Genomic DNA, 25,711 nt, shown 5'->3' with positions numbered 1-25,711 from the left:
GGCTTGATCAGCCTCGTCACCCCAATCTCCAGCATAGCTCACTGTCACGCGGCCAACGTGCCTCCGTAGCTAACATCTACGTCAGCGTTGAAGAAGTACCCTGCGCCACGGGATGTTTTGACCAGGCGAGGGTTGGCCGCATCAGCCTCCAGCTTTCGGCGCAAGCGCATGATTAGGACATCGATACTTCGATCGTACACCTCTTCTCCACGCACACGGCTCGCGAGCAAAAGCCGTTCTCTGGATAGCACGTTGCGGGGGTTCTCCAGAAATGCGATCAAGAGATTGAACTCACATGCGGTAAGCTTTACCTCGCCACGCTCCGCACAGATCAGTCGCCGCTGCTTCACGCTGAGCTTCCAGGCCCCAAAGCGAAATGAGCGCTGCTCTCTGGTTCGCGGACTAGAAATGCGCTGGCGTAGCGCTACTCGAATGCGGGCCANCGTGGACTGCGGTTACCTTCAGGGCATGCATCGTGAGATACTCGGCGATGAGGCGCCGCATTGCGGCATCATCGTCAATGACAAGAACATGTTTCAACGGCACACCTTCAATCTTGAATCCCCTTGTCTAAACCTGTTGCCGAGCAACCCTGGGGCACCGACCCAGAACAGCTGCTCCTTGATACCACTCGCCGTTGCGTGCGGCCAATGTGAGGCCGTGCTCGTCCTGTTCTTTTCATCCCCAGCGAATTGACCGCACCAAGGCAGCCCGTGGCCACCAGACAGGTCCCAGCGCCGACATGACCCTGCCGTGTGGTCCTTCGCTTTTTCGCTTCGAGCTCCCCCGTTGGTGCAGGCCTGCCAATATCACTCAAGTTCGACCTCATGGATGCCAAGTTTCCTGCTATGCCCTTGCATCCTGGTCATCCTGGAGTTTGCGGACCTGGATCATCTCGATATCATCCGGCTCGTGGATCCAGCTCGGACATGGTTGAGCAGCGCGGCGTTTGGCTTGATCGGAGAGGCGGTCGGCGGAAGAAGACCGTGATTCGCTGCAGCGGCCTTGTGCAAAATAGTGTGTCTCCTGCCAAGCCGGCTTCGTCCAAGGTGGCCGGCGGCCTCAAATGCTGTTCGGCGACCGGCAGGTCGCCGGTTGCGGTGAACGTCCGGGCTAACATTTCTCAGTTACTGCAACTCCTCCATCTTGAGCGTGTCACTATGCTTGTCCATTGCGCCGTCGGACTGCGTCAATGACGTGCGGTTATCTGCCGATGGGACTGTGCATGATCCACCCTTTGGCGGCGGCGGCCGAACAGCTGAACGAGGCTCGCACCAGGATGGGCTGCGCCGCCACGTCTTCCCAGTTGACCCTCGCCGCCGCGGATTTGCGCCTTCGAGCCAGCTTCGCGGACGAGCTCGCGTCTCAAGCAATGATCTGAGTATGCAGGGCCGCGCATGGCTGCTCTTTAAGGACCGGCAGCATACCGGCAAAGTTGGGCCGCTTTATCGCCTTAGTCGATTCCCCACGGTGATCCCGAGCCTGAACAAGCCCGCCAAGCTCCCCATTTTGTCCTTGGCTTGGCGCTGACAGAAGTACCGTCCATGACGCCAAAGTCGCGGCCCACACTCCAGGAGCAACGGACGGCCGGGACGAGCAATCCTGTAAAGGAGTCATTGTACCAAGATGCTCCGGATGTCGCTGGCTGATCGGGCCCGCGCCACCCACGCATGCGCAAGATGCTCACCCACGCTGATACGAACACGGTCTTTGCTTCAATTGAAACCGAAAAGCTGAACTTGAACATCACACAGTAACAAACCTCCCCGATAAGCGCGTGCCGGACAGGGCCAGAACCCGTCCGGCGGCTTGGAAAGGTAGGTGATAGGGAATGTTTATTGCAGCTTGGCCGCTGGCCATCGTCCTGATGACATCCATGTCACTCCCAGCCGAGCCCGCGCCACTTTCTCCGCGTGAGTTCCGCAGCCTGTCGCGCAAATGCGCCCCCTGGGTTGCGCCGTCCACCCTGGCCGCGATTGCCAAGATTGAAAGTGGCTTTGAAACGCTGGTGGCTCATGACAACACCACAGGTGAGCAGCTTCGCTGGATAGACCACCTGGAAGCCACGCGGGGCATCAAGGAACGCCTCGAAGCACAACATTCTGTCGATGTTGGATTGATGCAGATAAACAGCAAGAACTTTGCCATGCTCAATCTCACGCCGGAAAGGGCTTTCGAGCCCTGCGCCTCGCTTTCGGCTGCCGCCCACCTGCTTGAAAGCCGGTATGCCGGCGGCACCACTGCTGTGGCACAGCAACTGGCGCTTCGCCGTGCCATCTCGGCCTATAACACGGGCGACGTCACGCATGGCTTCGCCAACGGTTATGTACGCAAGGTCGAGTCGGCCGCAAAGGACATCTCAAGTCTCCTTGAGAGAACGCTGGAGCCGACTGCTCGAGATGTGCCGCACCTTGAGGCACCCGGTCGGAAAGCCGTGCCGCCTCTGCTCCAGCAGAGCCAACAGGCCAATAGAAAGAAGCAGCCCAACCAAGATTCTTGGGACATCTGGGGCTCGTATCAGCCAGACCGCTCCGGGGCCGATCCCTCCGATCCGACAGGCAGCCAGGCTGCGAAAGCACGGGAACCCTCGAACCCGAACAAACTCGTATTCGATTGAAACATGGAGATGCAATGATGACGCCACTCAAGATACTTCGTGCGCTTAAAACGCGTGTTCCTTCGCCTTTTTCCATGCTGCGCATGGCGGCTGAATATGTACCGGCCGCTGCTGCAGGCGCGGCGTGGACGGTCTTCTACAGCGGGCCAGCCGCGGCTCAGGTGACCGGAGGGACGGATCCTGCCAAGATGGTCCAGAATATCTGCACGTTCATACTTGGCCCCTTTGGACAATCACTGGCCGTGCTCGGGCTCGTAGCCATCGGTATCTCTTGGATGTTCGGTCGTGCTTCACTTGGCCTGGTTGCGGGTGTCGTTGGAGGGATCGTCATCATGTTCGGGGCCAGCTTCCTGGGCAAGGCGCTCATAGGCGGCGGCTGATGAGCGACCGGTTGGAAGTGAGCACCCTCTATGTGGCGGCGACGCGCCCCGCACTGTTTCTGGGGGTGCCGCTGACGCTGGCCGGATTGCTCATGATGTTGGCTGGGCTTGTTATCATTATCCTTCAGAACCCGCTCTACGAAATCGTTCTCGTGCCACTCTGGTTCGGAGCACGGCTGGTTGTTGAGCGTGACTATAACGCGGCAAGCGTCGTGCTGCTCTATTTGCAGACGGCCGGCAGAAGCGTGGACGGGCCGGTCTGGGGAGGCGCAAGCGTCAGCGCCAATCCGATCAGAGTGCCGAAACGCGGAAGAGGAATGGTGTAATGTTCGGCGCCAGCGGCCGGACCGAGAGGTCTGGCGAGATCTACCTTCCGTATGTTGGTCACGTAAGCGATCAGGTTGTCCTTCTGGAAGACGGATCGATCATGGCCATGGCACATGTGAACGGTGTGCCCTTTGATTTGGAAGACGCTGAGATGCGCAACTCGCGCTGCCGCGCGTTCAACACTCTCTTGCGCAACATCGCCGATGACAATGTCTCGATATACGCTCATCTTGTGAGACACAACGATGTGCCGGCGCCGGCGCCGCGCCAGTTTCAAAGTGCATTCGCTGGCAGTCTGAGCGAGGCCTACGAGCGTCGTGTGCTGTCGGGAAAGCTCTTTCGCAACGATCACTTCCTCACTTTGATCGTGTCCCCCCGCACCGCAATCGGCAAGATCGGCTTGCGGATTGCCAAGTCCCGCAGACGGAATGAGCACGATCTAGCCACCCAAATGCGGAGCCTGGAAGACCTCTGGCACATCACTGCTGGCGCACTCGGCGGTTACGGTCTGCGCCGGTTGGGCATTCGTGAGAAAGGCAACGTGCTCTTCACGGAAATCGGCGAGGCGCTTCGGCTCATGATGACTTGCCGGTTTCTTCCGGTTCCGATGGTTACCGGCTCACTTGGCGCCTCGATCTACACTGACCAGGTCATCTGCGGGAAGCGGGCGCTTGAGATTCGAAGGCCCGGGGATAGCTCCGTCGGATCATTGTTTTCGTTCCGTGAATATCCGGCGACGACGCGGCCGGGCATGCTAAATTCCTTGCTGTCCGCCAACTTCCCGCTTGTCCTGAGCCAGAGCTTTTCCTTCCTCACTCGCCCACAAGCTCATGCCAAACTAAGCCTTAAGTCCAGCCAGATGACGAGTGCCGGCGACAAGGCTCTCACCCAGATCAATGAACTTGCCGAGGCAGAGGACGCACTGGCAAGCAACGAATTCGTGATGGGTTCGCATCATCTGAGCCTGTGCGTCTATGCCGACAGCCTCAATAGCCTTGCAGATCGCGCAGCAAGTGCCCGCGCACGGCTGGCCGACGCGGGCGCCGTTATCGTCCAAGAGGGCATCGGCATGGAGGCCGCATATTGGTCCCAACTTCCGGGGAACAACAGGTGGCGCACGCGCCCGGGGGCGATCACCTCACACAATTTTGCCGGGCTCGTCTCATTTGAGAACTTCCCAAGCGGTTCCAATTCCGGCCACTGGGGCAATGCTGTTGCGCGCTTTCGCACAAACGGTGGAACTTCTTTCGACTACATCCCCCATGAGAATGACGTCGGCATGACGGCAATATTCGGGCCCGTTGGCAAAGGCAAGACGACGCTGATGACCTTTGTCCTCGCGATGCTTGAGCAAAGCTTGGTCGATCGCAATGGTGCGATCGTCTTCTTCGACAAGGATCGGGGTGGTGAACTGCTGGTGCGAGCCACGGGAGGGACATATCTTGCGTTGCGCAGAGGCGCTCCGAGCGGCTTGGCCCCTCTGCGTGGACTGGACAACACCTCCGCCTCCCGGGACTTTCTGCGCGAGTGGTTGATGGCCCTGATCGAGAGTGACGGCCGTGGTCCGATCTCGCCGGAGGAAAGCCGTCGGCTGGAACGCGGCATTGTTCGTCAGCTTTCGTTCGAACCCCCTATGCGCTCACTTGCGGGCCTGCGCGAGTTCCTATTGCACAGCCCCTCCGAGGGCGCAGGAGCACGGCTGCAGCGGTGGTGTAGAGGGGGGGCGCTTGGATGGGCCTTTGACGGCGACGTGGACGAAGTAAGGCTGGATGCCTCCATTACGGGCTTCGACATGACGCAGCTCCTGGAATATGAGGAGGTCTGTGCACCGGCCGCCGCATACCTTCTGCATCGAGTGGGCGCTATCGTCGATGGTCGTCGGTTCGTCATGAGCTGCGACGAATTTCGATTCTATCTACTCAACCCCCAATTCTCGGCCGTTATCGACAAGTTCTTGCTCACGGTCCGCAAAAACAACGGCATGTTGATACTCGCAACGCAGCAGCCTGAACACGTTCTGGAATCGCCTCTCGGAGCTAGTCTCGTTGCGCAATGTATGACGAAAATTTTCTACCCATCACCGACGGCGGACCGCTCTGCGTATGTCGATGGCTTGAAGTGCACTGCGCAGGAGTTCGAGGCAATCCGCCAGGGAATGGCAATCGGCAGCCGCAAGTTTTTGCTCAAGCGCGATAGCGGGAGTATTGTTTGCGAATTCGATCTTGGGCAGATGCGCGAGTACGTAGCCGTACTCTCGGGGCGGGCCAACACAGTGCGCTTTGCCGACCAGCTTCGTAACCAGCACGGAGACGCCCCAAGTGGGTGGCTCGACAAGTTCATGGCCCGGTACCACGAAGTTCAAGACTGACGGAGGAATATTCATGAAATTTGCCAAACTTGCAGTAACGACCCTTGCTGCTTCCCTTCTGCTTCACGGACAGGCCCGTTCGCAATTTATCGTCAGCGACCCTGTAACAGAAACACAAGCGACCTTAACAGCGCTTTCCAATGCGGCGATCCTTGAGAGGTCAATCGAGACGCTCGCTACCACGATTGAAATGGTGACAATTCTAACGTCGTCATTCGCTGTCACGGGACTGCTAAGCTCACTTAACCAAGGAAATCATTACCCGTCGAGCAATAAGCTGGAGGAGCAGATGTTTGATGCTCGGGCGCCAGCTTCGATTATGGCCCGTAACATTGCGAAGGACCCAAATCGGATAGTCAACGGCACCGATTCAGAAGCGAAACTGTTACAGGGACAAATCGCCGGGGCCGCCAATGCCGCAGCTATTGCAGCCGACACTTTGGGCATGATGGACAAGCGCCTTAAGGATAACGCCGGCACGCTTGGTCAGCTTTCCCGCTCGGGAAATATTATGCAGGCCACCGTGACCAACGGTCTGGTCCTCAAGCAGATTCACGATGCGATGATCCAAAATGTCCAGGCCACGAGTCTGCTGACAATGGCCACTGCACAAGGGAGCCTTCACGCCGTGGAGGAGGCCGCCACGCAGCGTCGCGAACATCAGGACACCGCTAATATGTTTAGCATCCTCCCGTAAACCACACAGAGTTCATCAGGCTCAGCTGCGCTGATCAGGGACACATCAGGCTCACGCCATGAATTTCAAAATTCCCGCGCCATTCACGACTATACACACGATCTTTCATGGGGCCTTCACGTCCGGGCTGCACAAAGTGCTTGAAAACGTCCAAGCGGCGGTCAGTGCGCCTCTGGTTGCGTGTGTCACGCTCTGGATAATAATCCAAGGCTGTCTGGTCATGCGTGGTCAAGTCGATGCGCGCGGGGGTATCTCGCGCGTAATCATGGTGTCGATTGTCGTCGCCCTTATCTTAGGGCAGGCCAACTATCAGCAGTACATTGAAGCGCTCTTCGACGACACGATTCCGAGGTTGGCTCACGACATCAGTGGCAGCGACTTGCCCTTCATCGGAATCCCCCAGAAGCTCGATCTCATGTTTGCTTCAAGCCAGTATGTCTTTCAGCTGATTGCTTCCGAAATTGGGCCTATGAACGGCCAGGACATACTTGCTTTCGAGGGAGCGCAATGGATTTTCTACGGCGCGCTGTGGACAGCGTTCGAGATCTACGATGCCGTTGGAATTCTGACGAAGGTGCTCTTGACGATCGGCCCCCTGGTCCTTGTAGGCTACCTTTTTGATCACACTCGAGACATAGCCACCAGATGGATCGGCCAACTGCTCTCGTACGGGCTGCTGCTTCTCCTCCTCAACATCGTTGCAACGATAGTAATCGCTGCCGAAGCAGTCTCGCTGGCAGCCATGCTTTTGATGATCAAATTCTCGGGCACGACAGCAGCCAAGATCATCGGGCTTTACGAGCTCGACATGCTTTTCCTAGCTGGTGACGCTCTGATCGTCGCGCTTCCGACGATCGCCAGCAGCATCGCCGGCGGCTCTTGGGGAGGTGCGAACCGACCTCTTAACAGCCTCAATCGCCACTTTGCCAAAACGGCGGGTGCTTAATCAATCGACAAGCTCGGTGCCAAAAACATGAAATATTGCCTACTTCTGTCAATCCTCGCTTTGGCCGCCTGCAAGACGAGCCATGGGCTTGCGACATGCGCGGGTGCCCCATTCCAACTGAACGTGGGACAATGGGAAACCACCCCTGAGGATCTTCGGGTCGAATGCGCGGAAGAGCCAAAGTGAAAGTTCCTGAACATGCCCTTCTGGTGGAGAGAGAAACGCTAGCCGCCCACTATAAGAAGGTGGAAGCGTTTCAAACTTCACGAGCGAAGTCTGCGCGGCGCCTGTCAAAGGCCCTGATAGCCTTTGCCGCAGCGGCGGTCCTAGGAAATGTTGCACAGGCATTTACCATTGCTGCCATGGTCCCGTTGGCCAAGCTCGTACCTGTGTTCCTCTGGGTCCGGCCGGATGGGACCGTCGACAGCGAAGTGTCAGTCTCTCGACTGCCGGCAACCCAAGACCGAGCCGTCATAAATGCTTCGCTGTGGGAATATGTTCGCCTGCGCGAGGGGTACACAGCAGATACAGCCCAATACGCCTATGACCTCGTATCCAGTTTCAGCGCGCCGGCTGTGCGACAGCAATATCAAGATTTCTTCAACTATCCGAATCCCACCTCGCCGCAAGTCACGGTCGGCAAACGCGGCAAGCTCGAGGTCGGGCATATTTCTTCAAACGACATCAGTCCGGACGTTCAACAGATCCGTTACAAACGTACGCTTGTTGTCGATGGGCAGATGCCGATAGTGACCACCTGGACAGCTACCATCCGCTACGAGCGCTTGACGGGTCTGCCTGGGCAATCGAGGCTCACCAATCCGGGAGGTCTACTCGTCGCTTCCTATCAAAGCTCGGAAGATAGCGTATCGAACCTGGGCTATGTGCAGCCATGACAAAAAGAGCGTTTCTCGCGCTGGTCTGTTCACTCTTCTTAACGATGGAAGCGTCCGCGGAAGACACACCACTTGCCGGCAAGCATGATGCGCGCATGCGCTACCTGGCTTACCGTCCTGACGAAGTGGTGCGCCTGTCTACCGCAGTGGGGGCAACGCTGGTTGTCACATTCGCGGCCAACGAGACAGTCGCAGCCGTGGCCGTTTCCAATAGCAAAGACCTGGCTGCGCTCCCGCGCGCCAACTATCTCTTTTTTAAGGCTAGCCGGATGCTCCCGCCGCAGCCCGTCATTGTGCTGGCCGAGAGTGAGTCCGGTACACGGAGATACGTCTTCAGTATTTCAACGAGAGCGATGCCAAAACTCGATGAGAAGCAACCTGACCTATACTACAGTGTGCAGTTCACCTATCCTGCTGATGACGCTGCTGCTCAGAGAAAGGACGCAGAAAGGCGCTCGATTCTTGGTCAGGCCCGGGCGAAAGTGCTGCGCGACGAGAGAGTTCAGGATTTGTTGAATCGGCCCGCCGCAACTACCAGTCCGGACGAAAGCAATTTTCACTACGTCGCAAAGGGCGATCGATCGCTGGCGCCGCTGGAAGTTTTCGATAATGGCTTTACCACCGTATTTGGCTTCGCAAGCAATTCCCGCATACCCTCCCTCTACATTATCAATCCCGACGGCAAGGAAGCCGCTGCCAATTACACGGTCAAAGGAGACTATGTTGAAGTATCCGCAGTCGCCCGGGAATGGCGTCTGAGAGATGGCAATACGGTCTTGTCCATTTTCAACAGGGCTTATGACCCTGTGGGACGAGCGCCAGGGACCGGTACAGTGACACCCGACGTGTGGCGCGTTTTGAAAGGCCCGGCCGATGAATGAAACCGGCCCACAGTCGGGACATGATGTCCATGCCTCAGGATCGATGGTCTCGGAGCCGGCCCGCCGGCATGTTTCGGGATTGCAGAAGTTGGCCATCGCTGCACTTGTTCTCATCTCATCTCTATCGCTCATCTGGCTCGGCGGTCGTCCCAGCACACAAGACGAGCCAACTCAGCCAAAACCTGCAATTGTCGCCGACGCCGAGCCATTCCGCCCCGTGCCGATTGAGATTGCTCCCGAAGCTCCAGCACCCGTACAGGCGGCGCAGGCAGGAGATCCTGCGCCATCCATGCCGCCTCCGGCGCCAGCTGATCCACCGCCGGAGGAAACACCAATTTTCGCCTACAGTGGCAGCGGTCAAATGCCCAACGACGGTCAGCGGAGCGAAGACAACCATAGGGATGCTCCCGCGACCTCGCATGAGATTTCAGAGGCTGGCGATCTGACGAGGCGATTGAAGCCAGATATGCAGGAGCCAAGCCGGGCCACACTTTTGCCGCACCCTGATCTCGTGATTACCCAAGGAACGATAATACCCTGCATTTTGCAAACGGCAGTCGACACAAATTTACCGGGTTATGTGAAGTGCGTCTTACCTAAAGACGTCCGCGGCGCCACCAACAACGTGGTGCTTTTGGATCGCGGGACGACCGTGATTGGCGAGATCCAGCGTGGTCTCCAACAGGGGGATGCGCGTGTCTTCGTGCTGTGGACGCGCATCGAAACGCCTGACCATGCCCTCGTTTCGCTAGCGTCGCCGGGCGCTGACGAGCTCGGCCGCTCCGGAATGCCTGGCACGGTGGATAATCACTTCTGGCAGCGCTTTGGTGGAGCAATGCTCATGAGCGTCATTCAAGGCGCGTTTCAGGCCGCCGGTCAATACGCTGGCAGCTCAGGTGGAGGAAGCGGCATCAACAGCTTCCAGAGCAACGCCGGACAAGCCGTTGACACGACCCTTAGAGCAACGATCAACGTTCCGCCAACTCTGAAGAAAAACCAGGGAGATGCTGTATCGATCTTTGTGGCTCGGGACCTCGATTTCTCAGATGTATACGATCTTAGACCGATCGCCGTGGCGCCAGCCCCCCAACATCGCCAACGCCGGAGAGACAACAATGCGACCGGAGGCTGACCCTCAATTGCGTTTGCTTCTCAACCCTGTCTTGAAATGGCTTGAGGAGCCAAGGACCGAAGAGGTCGCTATCAACCGGCCTGGGGAAGCCTTTGTCCGACAGGCCGGCGTTTTCACGAAACATCCGCTACCGCTATCTTATGACGATCTGGAGGACATCGCGATCCTCGCTGGAGCGCTGCGCAAGCAAGATGTCGGACCGCAAAGCCCCCTCTGTGCGACTGAGCTGCCGAACGGAGAGCGGCTGCAGATCTGTTTGCCGCCCGCTGTTCCCTCAGGAACAATAAGCCTGACGATACGGCGTCCCTCAAGTCGTGTGACCGAACTCAAGGAAGTTTCTTCTCGCTACGAATACTCGCGTTGGAATCAATGGCGGTCACGAAAGGAGCGCCAAGAGCGGCAGGACGAAACGATTCTTCAGCACTACGACCATGGTGACTTGGAGCAATTTTTGCGAGCATGCGTTTGCGGGCGGCTCACGATGCTGCTTTGCGGACCTACTGGAAGCGGCAAAACGACAATGAGCAAGACTTTGATCAACGCTATACCCCCGCAAGAGAGGCTGATAAGTATCGAGGACACGCTCGAACTTGCAATCCCGCACGAGAACCATGTCCGATTACTCTATCCGAAGGACCGAGCAAGCGTAGGTGCGGTGACAGCCGAGCAACTGTTGCAAGCCAGCTTGCGCATGCGCCCTGATCGAATATTGCTTGGCGAGATGCGCGATGATGCTGCTTGGGCCTACCTTAGCGAAGTCGTCTCCGGCCATGCGGGATCAATATCAACGATTCATGGGGCGGATCCGGTCCAAGGCTTTAAAAAGCTCTTTTCACTCGTCAAGAGCAGCCCGCAAGGAGCTGCTGTGGAAGACCACACGCTTCTTGACCTGCTGTCGGCTGCCATTGACGTCATTGTGCCGTTCAGTACCCACGGCGACGTGTATGAGGTGGGGGAGGTGTGGCTCGCCGCCGATGCCCGGCGACGCGGAGAGACAGTAGCCGACCTTCTTAACAAGCACTAAGGCTAGAGCACGTCGGGGAACGGTAAGTCGTTTGTGATACGATGGCGTAATTTGTTCAGATTGAACGTCCACTTTGATTTGAGGGAGGTGGATAATGGGAGGAGGACTGGGCGTAGACCTTCGGTCACAAGTCTGAAGTCTTCGGGCGCCCTGTCGGCGCGGCAAGTCGCGGCACGATTCGACTGGGTGTATCGAGCGCGTCCGCTGAATTGCGCGGGCGACGCTCACCGAGCTGGTGCCGATGCCTGCTTCAAAAGCGGCACCGACACCCGGCAGGTCGTACCCTTGATTTACCTAGCCGCGCTCAATGAATGTCTTCAAAGCCGCCGAACGTGGTTCGGAATGACCGGTGGTAAATCGGGAAGTGCCATATAGGGAATCCTCCTGGTATTGCCTCCAGGGGGTCCTCTCAATGAACAAAGCCGCAACCTGCCCTTGCGACCTCAGCTGGAGTTTGCGACGCAACCCATAGGAGGATCGATGCGCAGAGAAATCGCAGGCAGAGTCGGTGGCATTGTGGGCTGGCCGACCGACGGTTTCAGCCCGTCAACAGGTCTTCACGTGTTCCATCCCCGACTATTGCAGGCGTGCGGCTTGCATGCTCCCGCGATCACCCATCGGAAAGAGCGTTACGAACACTACGAAGAGTTGCGCGACTTCCGCTGTCGCCCCGGTCTTACAGCGGACGGTGACCTGTCCGACCTTGATAGGGCGTGAAATGCGAACGCTGCTCATTGATCATCATGTGGATCTTACGCGCGCTGTGCGAGTTGCGCTCGGGGATAGCGGTTTTGCCGTTGATGTAGTTGGCAACCTGGAACAGGCGTCGAGGGCATTTTGTTGCGCAACCTATGAAATTCTCCTGCTGGAGTTGGCTCTGCCAGATGGCGATGGCTTGGGCTGGCTGAGACAGCTAAGGAGCAACGGGCATTCAGTTCCAACCCTCATTATGAGTAGCATCAACGATCTCGAGAAGCGGATTGCAATTTTCAACGGTGGCGCGGACGACTTTCTGCTCAAGCCCGTCTCTTTCGATGAGCTCATCGCCAGAATGAGAGCCATTCTGCGCCGGTCGACACAGGTGACCGACCCCATCGTTGTATTTGGCAATCTCAATTTCGATCCGATCGGCCGACAGGTTTCCGTCTCGGGTCATCCTCTGAAGATCGCACGCCGCGAACTATGTATTTTAGAGCATCTGCTTATCCGTGCAGGCCGCATCGTGCCTCGTGCGCAGTTGGAAGATCACCTCTATTCGTTCAACGACGAGGTATCTGCCAACGCGCTTGAAGTCGGAATCTATCGCTTACGTGGACACCTGAGTAGGTCAGGTGCAACGCCACGTATCACGACCATGCGCGGCATTGGTTACATTCTTGAATTGACTGAGGCGGCATCCGCATAGTTGGTCTAAATTGAAAGAACAGACTGCCTGCCGTCGTCAGGTTGAGCTTGTGGCCATAATGGACACCGCGGCCGCCCTTGACGATGGTGTCGGCATGCGGTTCGAACGGCTCTGTCGCAAACCTTTTTGTAAGCGAGCATGGCAAGAAAAACGCCTCAGCTGTGGAGGAGCACGTGATGTTCAAGGGCCGCCATTTCGACCAGTCGGTGATCCTGCTGTGCGTGCGCTGGTACCTGGCCTACACTCTGAGCCTGCGCGATCTGGAAGAGATGATGGCCGAACGCGTTGGAGGTCGACCACTCCACTGTGCATCGCTGGGTCGCCCACTTCTCGCCGCAGCTGCTGGAGCGCTTCAACCGGCGCAAGCGTGTGGTCGGCAGCAAACGTGACGTACATCAAGGTCCGCGGCGGTATCTCTACCGCGCTATCGACATCCTCCGCGATACGGTCGAGTTCTTCTTTAGCGAAAACCGTAACCAGGTGGCGGCCCAACGCTTCCTCCGCAAGGCGCTGACGCGCCATGGCCGGCCGGAGCGCATCGTCATCGACGGCAGCCAGACCAATTACGAAGCAATCCTTTCCTGCGACGCTGAAAGCCGGCTGCGGCAGCGATCGCGGCGACCGCTGAAGCCGATCCGCTCCGCAATAGCCGGCATCTCAACAATCGGATCGAACAGGATCACCGGCGTATCAAGCCGCATTCGATCCATGCTCGGCTTCAAGTCGCATGCGAACGACGTGGTTATCCTCTCCGGCATCGAGATGATCCACATGATGGGCAAGCGACAGGCGAGGTATGCCTACAAGTCTGTCGATCGCTGTTTCGATCTCCTCGCTGCCTGACGGACAGGCCGAAATGGCCGTTCACAACCCCATTTCCAGGTTTGCGACAGAGCCTTTTGTCGGCGTTGCCGGCTTCGAAGGGCCGGTGCGCGCCGAGCGGATCAAGATCACCCCCGGCCACCTTGCTGCGGCCACTCGCCGAGTACGGAGCGGTGGCCGGAGGGAGCTGGTGATGACGACCCTAGATCATGACCTGCTGATCGCAATCCTGGATCGGCTGAAGTTGACGGCGATCCGCGACCAGCTCGACACGCTCATGTCGAGCAAGATCGCGCAGTTCCCGTTTGTCCGCGAACTCGACGGCTTCGGCTTCGACGCGCAGCCATCGGTCTGCTTCAGCCAAACGTATTCATAGGTATGGGACAGGCTGCTATGTCCGCCACCCACGCCTGCTCCGAGGCCCTCCAGGGCAATGGTCTTCGGCGAGGAGGATGAGACGCCGCTGGAGCTCGGGTGCAAGCGCTGCCACGCCCGCTCCGAGGCCCCACAAGGCCGAAGCGCAGTCGTCGGGGTCACGAGGCCCCTCGGCCACGACGACGAGACGTTGCTGGAGCCCGGTGCAAGGGCTGCCACAGATGGCCTGAACCTGAATCCGCCTTTCTTGAGGCGTTGCGACTATCATCGCGGCGACACCGCAGCTCTTGATTTGTGTGCGAAATCCTCAGCAGATCCATCGGGCTGAGCCGCTCAGCAATATCAACGAGAATGTCCAGCGGCAGATCAAGGATACTCAGAGGAGGAAACGCTCTTGAGGCTCAGAGCGCGTCTGCTCCAGTATAGATCAGGATGATTCACCGGGTCCTTCAACGCCAGCCGCCGGTTCCGATGAGAGAATTGTCCCTGATATCACGCTCGATGGAGTTAAATGCCGAGATGGGCGCCTTGCCACGCTCCTCAATGCCCCTCATGATTCACCGCCTATAGCTACCAACTGAATGAATCATCGTGATTGTCGCGCAGCGGAATCCTCAAGGATCGGGCAGTTCGTAGGGGGCGCCGGTTTGACCAGGTTGAGCCCGCGAATTGCTCGATCAGACAAGATCCTAATTCTCGACCATGCGGTGAGGCTCGAACGAGATCCTCGGGACGCACTCCAAGGTTTCGATCATGTTCGGCACACAAGGAAAGGGCGGCATTGCTGCCGCCCTGTCCGCTGTAAGTTGATAGGGGCTGGATTAAAAATCCATACCGCCCATGCCGCCCATGCCGCCCATGCCGCCGCCGCCCATGCCGCCAGGCATGCCGCCGCCGGCCGACTCCTTCTTGGGAGCCTCCGCGATCATGGCTTCGGTGGTGACGAGCAGGCCGGCGACCGAGGCCGCGTCCTGGAGAGCGGTGCGAACGACCTTGACCGGGTCGACGATGCCCATGGCGATCATGTCGCCATACTCGCCGGTCTGGGCGTTGTAGCCGTAGGTCGCGCCCTTGTTGTCGAGGATCTTGCCGGCAACGATCGAAGCTTCAGCACCTGCGTTCGAAGCGATCTGACGGGCCGGAGCCTGCAGTGCACGGCGAACGATGTTGATTCCGGCAGCCTGGTCGGCATTGACGCCGGTGACCTTGATGTTGGCCGAAGCGCGCAGGAGAGCGACGCCGCCGCCTGCAACGATGCCTTCTTCCACGGCCGCGCNGCCGGCAGCCTGGTCGGCATTGACGCCGGTGACCTTGATGTTGGCCGAAGCGCGCAGGAGAGCGACGCCGCCGCCTGCAACGATGCCTTCTTCCACGGCCGCGCGGGTCGCGTTGAGGGCGTCGTCGACGCGGTCCTTCTTTTCCTTGACTTCGACTTCCGTCGCGCCGCCGACACGGATCACCGCGACGCCGCCCGCGAGCTTCGCCAGACGTTCCTGCAGCTTCTCCTTGTCGTAGTCCGACGTGGTCTCTTCGATCTGCTGCTTGATCTGGGCAACGCGGCCCTGGATCTCGTCCTTCTTGCCGGCGCCGTCGACAATGGTGGTGTTCTCCTTGGAGATCGACACCTTCTTGGCGCGGCCGAGCATGTTGAGGCCGACATTCTCGAGCTTGATGCCGAGGTCTTCCGAAATGACCTGGCCACCGGTGAGGATGGCGATGTCTTCCAGCATGGCCTTGCGGCGATCACCGAAGCCCGGCGCCTTGACGGCGGCGATCTTCAGGCCNTCTCGGCGGTCTTGGCTTCTTCAACCGTGATGACGCCTTCATTGCCGACCTTCTGCATCGCTTCGGCGATCATCTTGCCGACCGACTCGTCGCCATTGCCGGCGATCGTGCCGACCTGGGCAACTTCCTCGGAGGTCTTGATCTTCTTGGCAGCGTTGCCGAGAGCCGCGACCACTTCGGTCACGGCCAGGTCGATGCCGCGCTTCAGGTCCATCGGGTTCATGCCGGCGGCAACGGCCTTGTTACCTTCCTGGACGATCGACTGCGCCAGGACGGTCGCGGTCGTGGTGCCATCACCGGCGATGTCGTTGGTCTTCGAAGCAACTTCGCGGATCATCTGCGCGCCCATGTTTTCGAACTTGTCGGAAAGTTCGATTTCCTTGGCGACGGTGACGCCGTCCTTGGTGATGCGCGGTGCGCCGAACGACTTGTCGATGACGACATTGCGGCCCTTGGGACCGAGGGTCACCTTCACCGCGTCGGCGAGGATGTTGATGCCGTGAAGCATGCGCTCGCGGGCGTCGCGGGAGAATTTTACGTCTTTGGCAGCCATTTTTTAGCTCCTGGCAGGGGCTTGCGATCAAGCCCGAAATTCAGTTGACGGTGAGGCCGATGATCAGCCGATGATGCCCATAATGTCGGATTCCTTCATGATCAGAAGGTCTTCGCCATTGAGCTTGACTTCGGTGCCCGACCACTTGCCGAACAGGATGCGGTCGCCGGCCTTGACGTCCAGCGGGACCAGCTTGCCGGCTTCGTCGCGAGCGCCGGAGCCGACGGCGATGATCTCGCCTTCCTGCGGCTTTTCCTTTGCCGTATCCGGGATGATGATCCCGCCGGCGGTCTTGGATTCGGATTCGACCCGGCGTACGACCACGCGGTCATGNCGGGACCAGCTTGCCGGCTTCGTCGCGAGCGCCGGAGCCGACGGCGATGATCTCGCCTTCCTGCGGCTTTTCCTTCGCCGTATCCGGGATGATGATCCCGCCGGCGGTCTTGGATTCGGATTCGACCCGGCGTACGACCACGCGGTCATGCAGCGGCCGGAAATTCGACTTTGCCATTTTTGGATTTCCTTGGTGCGGATGTTGAACGGTGCTCCGTTGCCGGAGCATGCCTAGCACTCAGCCGAAGCGAGTGCTAACGCGGCAATGAGATAAGCCGCAGGCTCCTGCTAGTCAAGACCGAAGAGCAAAGAGCAAAGAGAAAAGAGAAGACAGCAAAGAGCAGCCAGCAAAGAGCGTGTAAGCATCGAGCCTTTTATGTGAACAATGTCGGGTATCCGACATATATGGGGCGGCTCACCCTTTGTAATTGAGCTTTATTCAGATGGTACGATTGGTGCAACGGGTGTTGCATTTGAACTCATCCAGAGGCTCGCACGGGTCGTGCTGCGTCAGCTTGGTCATGTCGAGCTTCAGAAGGCCATTTTTTGGCATTGGTTCTGTTGCTCCTATTGCCATTCATGACCAATCCTGCGCGCGTGAGCCGGCCGGCTAGATTCCAACCACGAGAGCGCCGCCGCTGAGACCCGCACCCGCCGCCGCCAGAAGGATTTTCTCTCCTGGCTGGAATGGCTTCATCTGGTTGGCGAGCGAGAGCGACAGCGGGACCGTCGCGGCCGAAGAGTTGCCGTATTCGGCAATCGTCTTGACAATTGCTTGGTCCGCAATGCCGAGGTTTCTTCCGACCGCGCCGAAAATCCGAGTATTGGCCTGATGCGGCACAAACCGGCCGACATTGTGTGGCCGCACTCCCGCAGTGGCTAGCGCGGCTGTCGAGCAATCGGTCATCATCTCGACGGCCTTTGCGAACACTTCGGGCCCGTCGGTCATCGTCATCCGGGTCTGCCCGAGGTCGAGGTCGCCATGGAACGGCGTGTTGCTTCCTCCTGCGGGAATCTGGATCAGCCCGTAGCGCGAGCCGTCCGAAGCCACCGAGGCACCGAGAATGCCCCGATCAGCATCATCGCACTGACCGATCACCAGGGCGCCGGCGGCATCGGCGAACAAGACTGAGCTCGCGCGCTCGGCTGGATTGATGCGGCGGCTGAGGATGTTGGCGGCGATGACCAGCGCTGGTTTGCCATGCAGGCGGGTGAACCCGTCCGCAAACATGAGCGCATAGATGAAGCCGGCGCAGGCGCCGGTCAGATCGACCGCGCCTGCGCGGCCAAGGCCAAGCTTGTGTGCGACCAGCGGCGCGCTTGGCGGCAGAAGATGGTCGGGCGTCGAGGTGGCAAGCAACAGCAGACCGATGTCGTGGCGCGCAATACCGGCGTTCACCAGCGCCATGTCGCCAGCCCGGGTGGCAAGACCCGACAGCGTGTCTTCGTCCGTTGCCCAGAAGCGCGAACGGATTCCGGTACGCCTTTCGATCCAGCCCGGCTCGAGGCCGAGATTGCTCTCGATCTCGCCATTAGCCACCTTGCGCCCAGGCACGCGATGGCCAAGTCCGAGAATGCGCGACGACTTGCTCATGGCCTTGACCCGAAGCGTTCCCCGGCCTCCTCGATGGCGTCATATAGTCGTTCGAGCTCGTCGCCTGCGATGCAATAGGGTGGCAGAAGGTAGAGGACATTGCCGAGCGGGCGCACAAGTAGGCCGCGCTCGAGGAAGAAAGCGCGCAGCTTCGGACCAATCTCGGCGAGATAACCTGCTGAACCGGTTCGCAGGTCGAGCGCCGCGATCGTTCCCGTGGCTCGACAGTCGGCAAAATATGGATTGTCCCGAAAGCGTTGCAGCCCGACGGCCTGCATCACGCTCAAGGCCGTGATCCGCCCGGCCACTGGCTCGTCGCGCCAGATCTCGACATTGGCGAGTGCTGCCGCACAGGCAATCGGATTGGCGGTGTAGGAGCTCGAATGGAAAAACGTCTTCTTCCGGTCCTCGGAATAGTGCGCCCGGAAGATGGCATCGGTGACAAGCGTTACGGCCAGCGGGATGGTGCCGCCGGTCAAGCCTTTGGAGGTGCACAGGATATCTGGAGAAATCGATGCCTGCTCGCAGGCGAACATGGTTCCGGTGCGTCCCCAGCCGGTCATCACCTCGTCGGCGATCAGCAGCGAGCCGGAGGCCTCAGTGATCTTCTTCAATTCGGCCAGAACCGATGCTGGATACATCAGCATGCCGCCGGCGCCCAGCACCAGCGGCTCGACGATCAAGGCTGCGGCTCGTCGATCGCGGGTCACAGCCTCGAAACGATCCAGCGTCTCCTGCTCGTGCCCCGCGGCCGGAAAGGGGATGATGTCGACCTCGAACAGCAAGGGTTCATAGGCGGCGTTGAACACGCCACGCGCACCGACGCTCATCGTTCCAATCGTGTCACCATGATAGCTGTGCTCCATGACGACGATGCGCGAGCGCGGCGCGCCGATGTTGCGGAAATAACCGAGCGCCATCTTCAGCGCGACTTCGACTGAGGTCGAGCCACTGTCGGAATAGAACACCCAGTCGAGTCCAGCGGGAGCGAGGCCGACAAGCGCCTTGGCCAAGCGCTCTGCCGGCTCGTGCGTGAAGCCCGCAAAGATAATCTGGTCGAGGCTCGACGCGGTTGTCTCGATTGCCTTCATGATGCGGGGATGGCGGTGGCCATGTGTGACGACCCACCAGGAGGAGATGGCGTCCAGGATGCGGGCGCCGTCGGCCCTGTGGAGATAGGCGCCCTCAGTCAGGACGATTTCTGGGATCGCAGGCTCGAGTGCGTGCTGGGTGAAGGGATGCCACACATGAGACTGCGACATCAGTCACCTCCAGTAATCGAGGCGAAGGCGAAGCCGGCAACCATTGCGTCCCTCAGTGTTTTCCCCGTCAGCACATCGAGGTGCGGCAGCCTGCCGAGCTGCGGGGCACCGCTGAATTCCACGATGGTCCGTTGCGTATCGGCCATCTCATCGCCGATGAAAGCGATGCCCGCCAACGGGATGGAGCGGGCGCGGAGCGCCTCGACCGATAGCAAGGTGTGGTTGATGGTGCCGAGTGTGGTGCGGGCGCACAGAATAACGGGCAGCCGCCATTCAGCGAAGATGTCGATTAACCTTGTGCGCCGGTTGAGCGGCACCATTAGGCCGCCGGAGCCTTCGATGACGAGCGGCGTCGGTAGGACGGGAAAAGCAAGATCGGCAGCCTTGATCGCCACGCCGTCGATCTCGGCCGAACGATGCGGCGACAGCGGGCTCCGCAAGCGGTAGGCTTCCGGCAGCACGCGCTCTGAGGGCAAGCCGGCAAGCCGCGCGACAACCTCGCTGTCGGTCTCGCCGTCGAGGCCCGATTGCACCGGTTTCCAGTAAAAGCCGTCCAGCAAACCGGCGAGCCCAGCCGCAAACACGGTCTTGCCAACTCCGGTATCCGTTCCGGTGATGACGATGCGTTGGGTCATATCGCCTCCGGTGATGTTTCGGCCAACACCTCGACCAGCGCCTCGACCATGGCGGAAATGTCGGCTTCGCCAATATTGAGCGTCAGTGAGATGCGCAGCCGCGACGTGCCCTCGGGCACGGTCGGAGGACGAACGCCGCGTATGTCGAAGCCGCGGGCCTGCAGGCGCGCCGCCACTGCCATGGTGCGCCTGACATCGCCGATTACTAAGGGCTGGATCTGAGAGCCACTTGGTGTCACACCCCAGCGATTGACCAACCGGCCGGCGCTGGCGACGCGTTCATGCAGCTGAACACGCCGCATAGGCTCGTCGGCGAGCATTGCGAGTGCCTCGCGCGCCACGACCGCCATCAGTGGCGATGGCGCGGTTGCGTAGATGAATGGCCGGCAACGGTTGATCAGATATTCGCACAGTGCCCTCGGCCCGGTGACGAGCCCACCAGATGCGCCGAGCGCCTTGCCGCAGGTGTGGAGCGCTATGATGTTGTCGCGGCCCTCGAAAGCGGCGGCAAGCCCCCGGCCATCCGGTCCCCAGACGCCGGTGGCATGCGCCTCATCAATGACGATGAATGCGCCGTGCCGATCGGCAAGTGCGACCAGGCTCTCCAAAGGCGCGCAGTCGCCATCCATGCTGTAAAGGCTTTCCACCGCGATCCAGACGCATCCCATGCCGCCTGCGACGCGCCAACGTGTAATCGCATCCTCGACAGCGGTGGCGTCGTTGTGCGCGGCCAGCACGAACTGTGCGCGCCCGGCCTGCGCACCCTCATGCATGCTGGCATGGGCGAGCTCATCGACAACCAAAAGATCGCCCTTCTGCGGCAGGGCGCTCAGCAGAGCGAAGTTGGCGATGTAGCCGCTGCCGAAGAACAGCGCGCGGTCGGCTCCAAAGAATGCCGCCGCGTCTGCCTCGAGCTGCTCGTGTTCCGGTGCATTGCCGCGCAACAGCCGCGACCCGGTGGCGCCAACCGGCGTGCCCCGCGCAATCGCCGCCACAACCGCATCGCCAAGTCTTCTGGACGCGGCCAGCCCGAGATAGTCGTTCGACGAGAAGTCCAGCCCGGCGCGGGGCGAAAGCGTCCGCAGCCGGTCCTTGCGCGCTAGCCCCTGCAAGGTCGCATCATAACGGGCAAGCGGCGCCCCGTTCATTGCGCCTCGAGTTCCATCGGATCGATGCCAAGGCGCCGGAACAGCAGGGTATCCTTGTCCTCACCGGGATTGTCCGCCGTCAGCAGCGTGTCGCCGAAGAAGATCGAGTTGGCGCCGGCAAAAAAGCACAGCGCCTGCATCTCGTCAGTCATCGCGGTGCGGCCGGCGGACAGACGGACATGCGATTTCGGCATCATGATGCGCGCCAGCGCGATCACGCGCACGAATTCGATCGGCTCAATGGGCTTGGCGTCTGCAAGCGGCGTACCGGCGATCGGGATCAGCATGTTGATCGGAACGCTTTGCGGATGTTCCGGCAGATTGGCCAGCGTCACCAGCATGTCGATCCGGTCCACCGGCTCCTCGCCCATGCCGACAATGCCTCCACAGCAGACCTTGATGCCGGATTTGCGAACGTGGTCAAGCGTCTCGAGCCGCTCGGCAAAGCTCCGCGTACCGATGATCTCGCTATAGTAGCGTTCTGACGTATCGATGTTGTGGTTGTAGTAGTCGAGGCCCGCCTGCTTCAGTCGAGCGGCTTGCTCAAGATCGAGCATGCCGAGTGTCATGCAGGTCTCCAGGCCCAGCGCCTTGACGCCTTCGACCATCGCCACCACCGCATCCATGTCGCGCGCCTTGGGGTTTCGCCAGGCCGCGCCCATGCAATAACGGGTGGCGCCGGCATCACGCGCCTTGGTCGCTTCGGCGATGACGCGCCTGACATCCATCAGCTTGGACGCCTCCAACCCGGTTTCGTGACGCCCCGACTGGCTGCAATAGCCACAATCCTCCGGGCATCCTCCGGTCTTGATGCTGAGCAGCCGGCTGAGCTGGACCTTGTTTGGATCGAAATTCTGGCGGTGCACCGTTTGCGCCAGGAAGAGGAGATTGTTGAAGGGGGCATGGTAAAGTGCCTGAGCCTTCTCCAAGGTCCACGCTCCAGGGTCAGGGGGGTCAAGAGATTTGGCCTGTGGCGGTGTCTGCGTTGAACTTGCCGTTTGCATCTCCATGCTGTTCCTCCGGTCTGTCTTGCGGGTCTTTGCTATCTGACTATGATGATCGGAAAGGACAGTTGACCCAATCCTGTTCGTTACTCAGACAATCATGAGCCCCGATGGTCGAGGCCGATATCCAGGATCGGCGCGCTGTGGATGAGTCGGCCGACCGAAATCAGATCAACGCCGGTCGCGGCAACCGCTCGCGCTGTATGCGACGTGATCCCGCCAGAAGCCTCGGTGATAGCGCGGCCACCGACCATTGCGACGGCGCGGCGAAGATCGGGGAGGGACATGTTGTCGAGCAGAACCGCATCGGGAGCGAAGCCAAGTACCTCCTCCAACTGGGCCAGAGTATCGACCTCGACTTCGATCTTGACGAGATGACCGGCCGCTCTTCGTGCTCGCTCGAGCGCTGGCCGGACGCCGCCTGCGATGGCGATGTGGTTGTCCTTGATCAAAATTGCATCGTCCAGGCCGAAGCGGTGATTGGACCCGCCACCTGCGCGCACGGCATACTTTTCGACTGCCCGCAATCCGGGCGTCGTCTTGCGGGTGCAGACGATCTTCGCGCCATATCCACGAACCGCAGCGACCATCGATGCCGTTGCTGTGGCGATGCCGCTCAGATGGCACAAAAAATTGAGTGCCGTCCTTTCGGCTGTGAGAATGGCCCGGGCCGGGCCAACCACTGATGCAATGACCTCTCCATCCACGACATTGCAGCCGTCTGCCCGCTCCACGGAGATTTCGACACCAGGATCAATCAAGCCGAAAGCGAGCATCGCCAGATCGATGCCGGCGACAACTCCGGACTGTCGCGCCACCAACACGGTTCCCGCTTGGCATTCCTTCGGGACGATGGCGTCCGTGGTCAAGTCGCCGGCTCTGCCAAGGTCTTCAAGAAGAGATGCCCGTACAAGCGGCTCAAGCAGGACCGTGGGGAGCGGTGAGAGCATCATCCCTTTGCACCTTCGGAGCTTGGCGAGTGTCCGAGTTCCCGCGCAGCCGCCAAGGCGGCTTCGAGCGTGATTTCGGACCGTCGGGCGGCAGTCGCATGATGAGGAAAATCTGTCCGGTAATGAGCGCCGCGGCTTTCTTCGCGCAACAAGGCGGCAACAGCAATCATTAGCCCGACAGCCGCCGGATCCGAGACCGCATCCTTGCTTTCGGCGAGCGGCAATAAGGCACGCGCGGCTGCTTTCAACGCTTGACCATCCCGGACGATGCCGAGTGCGCGCGACAGAAAAACGCGCACGGCTATCGGAGCGGGCGGTGGGTAAACGTTCGCAAACGCAGGCCTTGTTCTGCGCGCAGGCGTTCCGGCGACGCTTTCAGCGACCCAGCGGGCGCACACGATTGCCTCCGTCAAGGAATTGCTGGCGAGCCTGTTGGCGCCATGCAGTCCTGTCGAAGCGACTTCGCCGCAGGCCCACAGCCCCTTGACGGAGGTCCTGCCCGAGCTGTCCACGGCAACGCCACCCATGTGGTAGTGTTGGGCCGGACGAATGGGGATGAGATCGCGCGCGGGATTGATGCCCGCTCCAAGGCAGGCTGATGCGATTGTCGGGAAATGTCGAGCGAATGCCGGGCCTGGCCGTTGTCGGGCATCGAGAAAAACATGGTGGCCGTCCGCAAGATGGTTCCACACGGCGCGGGCCAAGACATCGCGAGGCGCAAGTTCCGCCCCGGGCACGCTCTGGAGAAAAGCCTGGCCGGTTTCATCGATCAGGGCAGCACCTTCGCCTCGCACAGCCTCGCTGACCAGCGCCATAGGGCGTTCTGGGCCGTCAAGCGCGGTCGGGTGGAACTGAATGAATTCGAGGTCGGCTAGGACAGCTCCAGCGCGGGCCGCAAGCGCAAGGCCTTGTCCGCAACTGCCCCAAGGGTTCGTGGTGTCGAGAAACAGTCCCCCGATGCCACCGGTGGCGAGAACCACCCGCCGTGAGCCGAAGAAGAAAGGTGCGATCGAACAGCTCGCCCAGACGCCTCGGATCGCATTCTCTCGCACTGCGAGCCGGCGCGCTTCCACGCCCTCCACGACAACTATCGACGGAGTGGAACGCACAGCCGCGATCAGCGCACGCATGATCTCACGCCCGGTGCCGTCCCCATGCGCATGAACGATGCGACGTCGGCTGTGTGCGGCCTCCAATCCGAGGCACAGTGATCCTTCCGGCCTGCGGTCAAAGCGAACCCCAAAGCCCGCAAGCCCCTCTATGGCCTTGGGCGCGGCTTGGAGGATGCGGCTCGCCACGTCTCTGTCGCAGAGACCATCCCCGGCGGCAATCGTATCGGCCAGGTGCATTGCCGGATCGTCGTCTTCGCCGAAACTTGCAGCCAGGCCCCCCTGGGCCCAGGTGCTCGAGTTGTCAGCTCCCAGCAGCGACCTTGACAGAAGAAGCACCGGCTCCGGCGACAGTTGAAGCGCGGTCATCAGTCCGGCGATGCCGCCGCCGATGATGATGGGCCGCCCGAAGAAGCTGCGGAGGTCGGCGCTCAAACTGCCAGCATCCGTTCGACCGCTAGCCGCGCGCGCCCGGCGATCCCGGGTTCGACGGTTACGACATGGTGGTTCTGCTCGAGCGCCGTGCGGATGTTGGCAAGCGTGATCCGCTTCATATGCGGGCACAAATTGCAGGGCCGGATGAACTCGACCTCTGGGTGCGCTAACGCGACGTTGTCGCTCATTGAGCATTCCGTCATCAGCACGACACGTGGCGGCCTTTGCCTTTCGACATAGTCGGACATGGCAGCCGTCGAGCCGGAAAAATCTGCTTCAGCCACGACGTCGGGCGGGCATTCGGGATGGGCGAGCACGACCACGCCGGGATGGCTTTCGCGCAACTCGCGGATGTCGGCCGGTGTAAAGCGCTCATGCACCTCGCAACGCCCTTTCCAGGCGATGATCTGCACATCTGTCTGAGCGGCGATATTCTGGGCCAGATATTCGTCCGGCAACATGATCACCCGGAGAACCCCAAGGGATTCGACGACCGCCTTGGCGTTGCCGGATGTACAGCAGATATCCGACTCGGCCTTCACTTCGGCGGACGTATTTACATAAGTGATGATCGGAACGCCGGGATAACGCTGGCGCATCAAGCGCACGTCTTCTGCCGTGATTGAGTCCGCCAACGAGCAACCGGCGCTGAGATCCGGAATGAGCACGGTCTTGCCCGGATTGAGGAGCTTGGCCGTTTCGGCCATGAAATGGACGCCGGCCAGCACGATGACTTGCGCCTCGACCGTCGCAGCCGTGCGGGCTAGTGCCAAGCTGTCGCCGACGATGTCGGCCACGCAGTGGAAGATCTCGGGCGTCTGATAATTGTGCGCCAGGATGATCGCGTTGCGCTCGCGCTTCAGCGCAAGGATCGCCTCGATATCCTCGGCGAAAGCCGGCCATTCAATCGGCGGGATCACTCGTCGGACGCGCTCGTAGAGCAACGCGGCCGTAGGCAGCATGGCGCCCATCGACCCCCTCCCGCTTATACTCTAACTGAAAATAACCAGCATATACTTGCTGTGAGTATAAG

22 protein-coding genes and 4 pseudogenes are annotated in these 25,711 nt (G+C 60.0%); 14 read left to right on the top strand and 12 right to left on the bottom strand.

All coding sequences use genetic code 11. The annotated features are described in order from the left end of the window. Positions 1-44: 44 nt before the first annotated feature. A pseudogene (locus X756_RS01000000166160) lies at positions 45-540 on the bottom strand (winged helix-turn-helix domain-containing protein). A 1,291-nt stretch (positions 541-1,831) separates the two neighbouring features. Between X756_RS01000000166160 and X756_RS138350 the strand changes: the two are divergent. The 14 genes and pseudogenes from X756_RS138350 to X756_RS1000000168235 form a co-directional block, all read left to right on the top strand. Next, positions 1,832-2,617 (top strand): type IV secretion system lytic transglycosylase VirB1, encoded by a 786-nt coding sequence (locus tag X756_RS138350; protein WP_023673708.1) that lies wholly within the window; start codon positions 1,832-1,834, stop codon positions 2,615-2,617. 74 nt (positions 2,618-2,691) lie between these two features. Next, a complete protein-coding gene (gene virB2 / locus X756_RS138355) occupies positions 2,692-2,997 on the top strand; it encodes a pilin major subunit VirB2 (RefSeq protein ID WP_023673707.1) in 306 nt (101 codons plus the stop codon). Next, the gene (locus X756_RS138360) at positions 2,997-3,323 is read left to right on the top strand and encodes a type IV secretion system protein VirB3 (protein ID WP_023673706.1); all 327 of its coding nucleotides are present in this window, start codon (positions 2,997-2,999) and stop codon (positions 3,321-3,323) included. Before virB2 ends, X756_RS138360 begins: the two co-directional genes overlap by 1 nt. Continuing rightward, positions 3,323-5,692: a VirB4 family type IV secretion/conjugal transfer ATPase gene (locus X756_RS138365; RefSeq protein ID WP_023731606.1), complete on the top strand. Its 2,370-nt coding sequence runs from the start codon at positions 3,323-3,325 to the stop codon at positions 5,690-5,692. The genes X756_RS138360 and X756_RS138365 overlap by 1 nt, the downstream gene beginning before the upstream one ends. Positions 5,693-5,705: 13 nt before the next feature. Beyond that, complete coding sequence (locus X756_RS138370) at positions 5,706-6,389, top strand: type VI secretion protein (protein ID WP_023673704.1); 684 nt, start codon at positions 5,706-5,708, stop codon at positions 6,387-6,389. 58 nt (positions 6,390-6,447) lie between these two features. Then, positions 6,448-7,335, top strand: coding sequence for a type IV secretion system protein (locus X756_RS138375; RefSeq protein WP_023673703.1), 888 nt, complete (start codon positions 6,448-6,450; stop codon positions 7,333-7,335). Positions 7,336-7,362: 27 nt separating this feature from the next. Further along, positions 7,363-7,521: a type IV secretion system lipoprotein VirB7 gene (locus tag X756_RS1000000168240; protein ID WP_081726271.1), complete on the top strand. Its 159-nt coding sequence runs from the start codon at positions 7,363-7,365 to the stop codon at positions 7,519-7,521. After that, positions 7,518-8,231, top strand: a complete 714-nt coding sequence (locus X756_RS138380) for a type IV secretion system protein VirB8 (protein ID WP_023707035.1) — start codon at positions 7,518-7,520, stop codon at positions 8,229-8,231. The genes X756_RS1000000168240 and X756_RS138380 overlap by 4 nt, the downstream gene beginning before the upstream one ends. Beyond that, complete coding sequence (locus tag X756_RS138385) at positions 8,228-9,112, top strand: TrbG/VirB9 family P-type conjugative transfer protein (protein ID WP_023690639.1); 885 nt, start codon at positions 8,228-8,230, stop codon at positions 9,110-9,112. The genes X756_RS138380 and X756_RS138385 overlap by 4 nt, the downstream gene beginning before the upstream one ends. Further along, complete coding sequence (gene virB10 / locus X756_RS0135680; protein ID WP_023707034.1) at positions 9,105-10,244, top strand: type IV secretion system protein VirB10; 1,140 nt, start codon at positions 9,105-9,107, stop codon at positions 10,242-10,244. The genes X756_RS138385 and virB10 overlap by 8 nt, the downstream gene beginning before the upstream one ends. Continuing rightward, positions 10,228-11,268 carry a P-type DNA transfer ATPase VirB11 gene (gene virB11 / locus X756_RS138390; protein WP_023673699.1) on the top strand — a complete coding sequence of 347 codons (1,041 nt, stop codon included), beginning with the start codon at positions 10,228-10,230 and terminating at the stop codon, positions 11,266-11,268. Before virB10 ends, virB11 begins: the two co-directional genes overlap by 17 nt. A gap of 718 nt (positions 11,269-11,986) precedes the next feature. After that, positions 11,987-12,673 carry a response regulator transcription factor gene (locus tag X756_RS138395; protein ID WP_023679590.1) on the top strand — a complete coding sequence of 229 codons (687 nt, stop codon included), beginning with the start codon at positions 11,987-11,989 and terminating at the stop codon, positions 12,671-12,673. 285 nt (positions 12,674-12,958) lie between these two features. After that, complete coding sequence (locus X756_RS02180) at positions 12,959-13,516, top strand: DDE-type integrase/transposase/recombinase (protein ID WP_023673697.1); 558 nt, start codon at positions 12,959-12,961, stop codon at positions 13,514-13,516. A 172-nt stretch (positions 13,517-13,688) separates the two neighbouring features. After that, positions 13,689-13,847 (top strand): annotated as a pseudogene (locus tag X756_RS1000000168235) (ATP-binding protein); the annotation flags it as partial. Between the two features lie 844 nt (positions 13,848-14,691). Here the strand turns inward: X756_RS1000000168235 and X756_RS01000000166155 are convergent. The 11 genes and pseudogenes from X756_RS01000000166155 to nadA all read right to left on the bottom strand — a co-directional run bounded on the left by X756_RS01000000166155 (position 14,692) and on the right by nadA (position 25,649). Then, a pseudogene (locus tag X756_RS01000000166155) lies at positions 14,692-16,208 on the bottom strand (chaperonin GroEL). Between the two features lie 63 nt (positions 16,209-16,271). Beyond that, positions 16,272-16,532 carry a co-chaperone GroES gene (locus X756_RS138405; protein ID WP_023671517.1) on the bottom strand — a complete coding sequence of 87 codons (261 nt, stop codon included), beginning with the start codon at positions 16,530-16,532 and terminating at the stop codon, positions 16,272-16,274. Between the two features lie 10 nt (positions 16,533-16,542). Then, positions 16,543-16,719, bottom strand: a pseudogene (locus X756_RS138410) (co-chaperone GroES); the annotation flags it as partial. 432 nt (positions 16,720-17,151) lie between these two features. Further along, complete coding sequence (locus X756_RS138415) at positions 17,152-18,135, bottom strand: beta-ketoacyl-ACP synthase III (protein ID WP_023673642.1); 984 nt, start codon at positions 18,133-18,135, stop codon at positions 17,152-17,154. After that, positions 18,132-19,397: an adenosylmethionine--8-amino-7-oxononanoate transaminase gene (locus tag X756_RS138420; protein WP_023673641.1), complete on the bottom strand. Its 1,266-nt coding sequence runs from the start codon at positions 19,395-19,397 to the stop codon at positions 18,132-18,134. The genes X756_RS138415 and X756_RS138420 overlap by 4 nt, the downstream gene beginning before the upstream one ends. Beyond that, positions 19,397-20,032, bottom strand: a complete 636-nt coding sequence (gene bioD / locus X756_RS138425) for a dethiobiotin synthase (RefSeq protein WP_023673640.1) — start codon at positions 20,030-20,032, stop codon at positions 19,397-19,399. The genes X756_RS138420 and bioD overlap by 1 nt, the downstream gene beginning before the upstream one ends. Next, positions 20,029-21,180 carry an 8-amino-7-oxononanoate synthase gene (locus X756_RS138430; protein WP_023673639.1) on the bottom strand — a complete coding sequence of 384 codons (1,152 nt, stop codon included), beginning with the start codon at positions 21,178-21,180 and terminating at the stop codon, positions 20,029-20,031. The genes bioD and X756_RS138430 overlap by 4 nt, the downstream gene beginning before the upstream one ends. Next, on the bottom strand, positions 21,177-22,190 hold the full coding sequence (gene bioB / locus X756_RS138435; RefSeq protein WP_031239560.1) for a biotin synthase BioB: 1,014 nt from the start codon (positions 22,188-22,190) through the stop codon (positions 21,177-21,179). Before bioB ends, X756_RS138430 begins: the two co-directional genes overlap by 4 nt. A 92-nt stretch (positions 22,191-22,282) precedes the next feature. Beyond that, on the bottom strand, positions 22,283-23,137 hold the full coding sequence (gene nadC / locus X756_RS138440; protein WP_023673637.1) for a carboxylating nicotinate-nucleotide diphosphorylase: 855 nt from the start codon (positions 23,135-23,137) through the stop codon (positions 22,283-22,285). Then, on the bottom strand, positions 23,134-24,678 hold the full coding sequence (locus X756_RS138445; RefSeq protein ID WP_023673636.1) for an L-aspartate oxidase: 1,545 nt from the start codon (positions 24,676-24,678) through the stop codon (positions 23,134-23,136). Before X756_RS138445 ends, nadC begins: the two co-directional genes overlap by 4 nt. After that, positions 24,675-25,649: a quinolinate synthase NadA gene (gene nadA / locus X756_RS138450; protein WP_023673635.1), complete on the bottom strand. Its 975-nt coding sequence runs from the start codon at positions 25,647-25,649 to the stop codon at positions 24,675-24,677. The genes X756_RS138445 and nadA overlap by 4 nt, the downstream gene beginning before the upstream one ends. Positions 25,650-25,711: the final 62 nt, after the last annotated feature.

It is taken from the genome of Mesorhizobium sp. LNJC405B00, assembly GCF_000502615.1.
Taxonomy (GTDB): domain Bacteria; phylum Pseudomonadota; class Alphaproteobacteria; order Rhizobiales; family Rhizobiaceae; genus Mesorhizobium.
Note: the sequence above shows the minus strand (reverse complement) of the source record. Positions and strands in the feature narration are given on the sequence as shown.

Coding starts and splice junctions, on each gene's coding strand:
- bioD (WP_023673640.1), bottom strand. CDS start 20,032: ATGACCCAACGCATCGTCATCACCGGAACGGATACCGGAGTTGGCAAG.
- X756_RS138360 (WP_023673706.1), top strand. CDS start 2,997: ATGAGCGACCGGTTGGAAGTGAGCACCCTCTATGTGGCGGCGACGCGC.
- X756_RS138430 (WP_023673639.1), bottom strand. CDS start 21,180: ATGAACGGGGCGCCGCTTGCCCGTTATGATGCGACCTTGCAGGGGCTA.
- virB11 (WP_023673699.1), top strand. CDS start 10,228: ATGCGACCGGAGGCTGACCCTCAATTGCGTTTGCTTCTCAACCCTGTC.
- nadA (WP_023673635.1), bottom strand. CDS start 25,649: ATGGGCGCCATGCTGCCTACGGCCGCGTTGCTCTACGAGCGCGTCCGA.
- X756_RS138350 (WP_023673708.1), top strand. CDS start 1,832: ATGTTTATTGCAGCTTGGCCGCTGGCCATCGTCCTGATGACATCCATG.
- X756_RS138375 (WP_023673703.1), top strand. CDS start 6,448: ATGAATTTCAAAATTCCCGCGCCATTCACGACTATACACACGATCTTT.
- X756_RS138415 (WP_023673642.1), bottom strand. CDS start 18,135: ATGAGCAAGTCGTCGCGCATTCTCGGACTTGGCCATCGCGTGCCTGGG.
- X756_RS138365 (WP_023731606.1), top strand. CDS start 3,323: ATGTTCGGCGCCAGCGGCCGGACCGAGAGGTCTGGCGAGATCTACCTT.
- X756_RS138420 (WP_023673641.1), bottom strand. CDS start 19,397: ATGTCGCAGTCTCATGTGTGGCATCCCTTCACCCAGCACGCACTCGAG.
- X756_RS138395 (WP_023679590.1), top strand. CDS start 11,987: ATGCGAACGCTGCTCATTGATCATCATGTGGATCTTACGCGCGCTGTG.
- X756_RS1000000168240 (WP_081726271.1), top strand. CDS start 7,363: ATGAAATATTGCCTACTTCTGTCAATCCTCGCTTTGGCCGCCTGCAAG.
- X756_RS138385 (WP_023690639.1), top strand. CDS start 8,228: ATGACAAAAAGAGCGTTTCTCGCGCTGGTCTGTTCACTCTTCTTAACG.
- X756_RS138370 (WP_023673704.1), top strand. CDS start 5,706: ATGAAATTTGCCAAACTTGCAGTAACGACCCTTGCTGCTTCCCTTCTG.
- virB10 (WP_023707034.1), top strand. CDS start 9,105: ATGAATGAAACCGGCCCACAGTCGGGACATGATGTCCATGCCTCAGGA.
- virB2 (WP_023673707.1), top strand. CDS start 2,692: ATGCTGCGCATGGCGGCTGAATATGTACCGGCCGCTGCTGCAGGCGCG.
- bioB (WP_031239560.1), bottom strand. CDS start 22,190: ATGGAGATGCAAACGGCAAGTTCAACGCAGACACCGCCACAGGCCAAA.
- nadC (WP_023673637.1), bottom strand. CDS start 23,137: ATGATGCTCTCACCGCTCCCCACGGTCCTGCTTGAGCCGCTTGTACGG.